At 42.8% G+C, this 4785-nt stretch carries 3 protein-coding genes; all 3 read right to left on the minus strand.

Features of this window, described 5'->3' with window-relative positions:
• Nucleotides 1-74: 74 nt before the first annotated feature.
• On the minus strand, nt 75-1520 hold the full coding sequence (locus SFV55_RS00910; protein ID WP_320027559.1) for a hypothetical protein: 1446 nt from the start codon (nt 1518-1520) through the stop codon (nt 75-77).
• A 581-nt stretch (nt 1521-2101) separates the two neighbouring features.
• Nucleotides 2102-3502: a vanadium-dependent haloperoxidase gene (locus SFV55_RS00915; protein WP_320027560.1), complete on the minus strand. Its 1401-nt coding sequence runs from the start codon at nt 3500-3502 to the stop codon at nt 2102-2104.
• Nucleotides 3503-3539: 37 nt separating this feature from the next.
• Nucleotides 3540-4025, minus strand: coding sequence for a hypothetical protein (locus SFV55_RS00920; protein WP_320027561.1), 486 nt, complete (start codon nt 4023-4025; stop codon nt 3540-3542).
• Nucleotides 4026-4785: the final 760 nt, after the last annotated feature.

The following is a 4785-nucleotide window of genomic DNA, read 5'->3' on the forward strand; positions in this document are numbered from 1 at the left end:
AAGTCGCTGCGGTAGCCCACTTCTAAACTCGCTACTCATGTACTCTGAACTCGTCACTCATTACTCAAAGCTACCTATCCCCCCACTTCCTCCAACAACCAGCTCCGGTTGATCACACTATCCGTTGTCTCTATTTTTGCCCGCAAGGCTTTTAATTTCTCCTCCAGAACGCTACGCGTATACATTCCGTGGTGTTTCAATTCCACCAGTTTTTTGGCAAAGCGCAAAAAATTGGTGTATTCCTTCCGCTGGGTCGGTGACATTTTTTTATTCCGCATCACAAAAATACGGAAGGTTTCGATCAAAGACATCAACGCTTCGGTATCCTTGAGGGCATAATAAGTCCGCAACATCAAGAAGTTGGAGTTCAAATAATACATCACATCCGTAAACTGCACGTGCAACAGATTGGACAAAACCTGCTTGTATTGCTTTTTATTGTAAAACAAATAGGCCAAATTGTAATTGTACACATTGTCCCGCTTTGAAACAGGGAGTAGCATTTTGTATTCCTGTAAGAAATTTTCTGTCCAGTCAAATTCCCGCAGGTTCCCTCCCAAAGTGGCGATGTTTTTGTAGTTGTATTCGGTAATCATCCCATTGCTCAACAAGAGTTTGGTTTCCAAACCCCGCTTGTACAAATCAAACAACTCACGTTTGTAATCCTCATCCCCCATCATACTCCGTCGAATACAATAATTACTGGCGAAGCCATACAAGTCTTGCTTCGCTTCGGGGCTAAAATGCTCAAACGATTCATTGAGCATCTTTTTTAGTTCAAGGTAGTGAGCCGGATTGCCTTCATCCCGCATGGTTTGTAAGATGGTCCAGTACAGTCGGATCGACCAATCCTGGTCGCTTTCAGGGGTGTCGATGTAATGAGATTGAATATGCTCCAACAAGGGGGTAAGTAGCCCATAGTCGTAGTGCGTATTGACCTGCATGGAGTTTGCAGTCAGGTGGCAACAGTTGCGGAGCTTCTCAATCAAAAAGGAGCGATCGAGGTGGTCCAACATGGCCTGGAAGGTTTCCGTTTTGGTTCGATCTACATAGTGACCACCGTAATACCCCAGGTTGTAATCCATCCGGTAATGGGCATGATGGAAAAAATAATCTTCATATTTTTGATCGGCCAGGTGTTTTTCCAGCAATTTGGCACGATTATTCATGAGTTCGAACTGGTTTCGCTCGAATGTCGCCTCAAGGGTGTATAAGTCTTCCAGCAAAGGTTGCTTTTCGATGTAGTCGATGGCCAAAAAACGGTGAAACAGTTTTTTGAGATTCGACATCACGTTGTGCAACTTCTGTTCGTCAAAAGTACTTTTCGGGAAGATTTTTTGATAAACCTTCTCCCGATTTAAGGGCGCATCACTCTTGGCCACTGACTTGAGGATCAACTCCAGTAGGTCTATGGTTGGTTTATGTTGGTTAAAAAAAGGCGATTGTACCAACTGACGGAGGCGTTCACGGTCGCGTTGACCCAATTCCGCGATATATTTTACAAGTTTGCTGTCCTTCATAAAAAGCTAAAAAATTATTTTTTGGGCAAAAAAATAGGTTTAAAAAATTGATTTACAATAGGTTGGTTGAATGTGTGTACTGGAAATAAGTCCAGTAAGATAGTTAATTGTACTTAATTTCACAATATTCCCCTCCTACATTTGTATCATGAAGAAGGACAAACAACATCCTTTGGAATAAAAAACGGCTCACGCTGGCAAATTGTAATTCCTACGACGACGACCTAATTTTTTTTTAAGACGACAAGGACCAACACTGACAAATTGTTTTTTCCCACTGAATGTAAAAATTTTTGGCGCCCCCAACGCCTTTCTTTTTGGGGAGTTATAATCTCATGAGTGCGTTGGAAGGGTTCCGTAAATACTGTTGCGGAACCCTTTTTTTTTAAGCATTCACCAGCTTCAATGGTGAGTGACATCTACCCTTTTATCCCTTTAAATCCTGGGCAATGCCTACATCAATTGGGCAATGCCCTTTTTTATGTGAAAGAGGCTGCTTCGCATGTTTTCTACGAAACAGCCTCTTTGAGGCGATAAAAAATAAATGCTCATTTTGCCCCTGGCCAATCAGCATTTTAGAATTATTTACGCCAAGGCAAACTGTTCACTTTTTTGCCAATGCCGTAGCCCAATGCAACCCCTGAAGTTGCATCCATGCGGAAGTGAACTCCAATGGGTAAGCGGGAGTAGGCATTTTCTTCAGCCATTTGGCGGAAGCTATTGAAAGAACGAGGTTTGCCGATGAACTCGGTACGGCCTTCATGACAACGGTCGGTAAATTGGTAATTTTCTCCAAAAAGACCTGAGAAAATCTCGGCAGCAACCGCACCAAAAGTAGCATGACCCGAAGGATACGCTGGGAATGGTGGGGTGAAATAACGGCCAGAACCGTCGGGGCACATCACTGAATTCCAGGTGCTTGCGTTAGGCATTACTTCACGAATGTAATCAATTGGACGCTCGTAGTTGTAAGTGAATTTTTGATGCCAGGCACGGATACCCGCATCACAAAGCCCCAGACCTACTCGGGCATAAACTTCCACTGCTTCGCCCAGGCTCAATTTTTCTTTTTCGATCAATTGATTGGCTACCGCAATAAAACGGCCCGCAGGAGTGAAGGTCAAAGTTGCACAATCGTCACTCCAAAAGTCGGCAATCCAATGTTCAGTAGGTGCTCCACCAGCCTTGATTTGATTAACTAATTTGAAAGGCTCCAGCGCTTGTTTGTAAATTTCGGAGTTGGGATCGGTGCTATATGCCAGTGGCTCAGGGCACTTGTCCGAAGCATCCGCTACAAAGGTCCGTACCTTGCCCCAATAAGGCAACAGCGCAGGCGAATAGTCAGGAAAAGTAGGCTGCCATTTACCCGCACCAGTTGGTGGAACATAGCTGGGATCAGTAGTGCGCAAAAAGGCACCATCTCCGTCCTTATCCGTTCGGGACCAGTTGAATACAGCATCTGCTACCTGCCGACCATAATCAATCGAACGTACATACACGTCGTTGGGTACTGCGAAGCGAAACTTTTCATTGTTGTCCTGCTCAAGGGAGTATACCGCGAACAGCTGTGCTGCTGGGGCTGTAGGATAAAAATGCGTGATCGAACGCGCATAAGTGGCATTCAACACTGCCGGCCAGTAATAGTCCTCATTGGCGTTTGGTTCTGGAATGTCAAGACCCTTAAAATAGGCATCGAAAGAATTGTATTTGCTCGACATGCCATTAGCTATAGCCTCATAGGCGGCCAAACCAGTATAGCCTAAGGTACGGGCAGCAATAGGAGGCCGATAACCTGGAGTAAAACGTTCAACATTCAATTGGATGTTGTTCCAGGCTAGAGCCAGTTCGTAGCTTTCCTTCAGGGGGTCACCTGTTGGATTGTCAATTACATCGGTAGGGTCGTCCTTTTGGCAGTTAAACACTGCCACTGCGAGTAGGGCCACTATGGCCGCATTGCGAAGAGAGAGTAGCCAATTTCTCATAGGATTATTATTAACTTGTTAGAATGCATTAATCAGATTATTGACAAACCTCTTTGGCCGCTTGCAGGAATTTTTTGTTCCATTGCACAGCTGCCTGAGGGTTTTGATGTTCCACTTTCATCAAAAAATCCAACACCCGCTTTTCTTGTGTCTCTCGCTGCACTTTTAGTTCCATGACCTGGCGTGCAATTAAGGAATCAATCTGCCCACTGCGGGTAATCAGATTGAGCGAAACCGTATCAAGCGTAGTGTAAAAGATTTTAAACTGTTTCAAAAGACCAGCATTGCGGATTTGGATCATGTTCTCCCGGCGACCAGGAGGCATCGTATCCGGCAATACCTGATTGAGGCGAGTAGAAACTACATCCCAAAGCGAATCGATGGTACGTTCATAACGTTGATTGGCACAATTGAGCTGCTTGCTTTCAGCCAAAAGGGGATTGCCTTCGTTTTCGAATGGCAATTCTTTGGAACTACAAGCGGTGCATACCAGGCACAATACCAAAAAACGATACTTATTCATACGAGCACTGATCAAAAATCGATTTTGAGAAAGCTCAACGTATTTCACTGAGCAAAGTAAAAGGTCAGTAAGGGAGGAAACGATAACCAGATCAATCAGGAGAACCCAAAAGAATGATCAATACTGTAGGACGATTTCTTCTAGAACAAAAAGAATTACAAATAATTGAAGACAAATGTAAAAACTATGTCGCCAACTTGTCAAGTTTTGGCTGTTTTTTTTTCAAGACATACTCCCTTAACGCAGAAAGCGCCTCTATATATTAAGGTGTAAGTTGGGTGCTTCTGTTTTTTTACGCGAATTCAGGCGTAAAAACAAAAAAAAGAGGGAAAATCATTTTTTTAATGAAAAAAAAGAGGCGGATAGTTTGTTAAAAAGAGGAGATTTTACTTAAACTAATTAATTGAAAATCAGTGAAATGTATACATTTTAACCTAAATAAAAAAACCAGTAATTTAAAAAGATGTACTTAGCAGTAGGGAAAAAAGATAAGACATTTGTATTGTCAGAAGGAAATAAGCGATCAACTACTAACAATCAGGACGACAAAACGAAACCTCAGTTAAAAACGCATTTATAATCCCGTGAACAAACAATTTTTGTTTCTTAAAGATTTTTTAGGATGTCAAACGAGATGTCCTTGGTATGTAGATAGCCTCTCAAAGCTCTTTTTGGAAAGCCGGTTGGGTTACCCGACCGGTTTTTTTATTTTTGTCTCAAAGCAAGTGCAAAATAAAGCTTTTCTTTACAACATTCAAGT

Origin of the sequence: Haliscomenobacter sp. (assembly GCF_033763495.1) — a bacterium.
Lineage (GTDB): Bacteria > Bacteroidota > Bacteroidia > Chitinophagales > Saprospiraceae > Haliscomenobacter.

Bases quoted from the DNA above. Each gene is read 5' to 3' on its own strand.
- SFV55_RS00910 (WP_320027559.1), bottom strand. From the start codon at position 1,520: ATGAAGGACAGCAAACTTGTAAAATATATCGCGGAATTGGGTCAACGC.
- SFV55_RS00915 (WP_320027560.1), bottom strand. From the start codon at position 3,502: ATGAGAAATTGGCTACTCTCTCTTCGCAATGCGGCCATAGTGGCCCTA.
- SFV55_RS00920 (WP_320027561.1), bottom strand. From the start codon at position 4,025: ATGAATAAGTATCGTTTTTTGGTATTGTGCCTGGTATGCACCGCTTGT.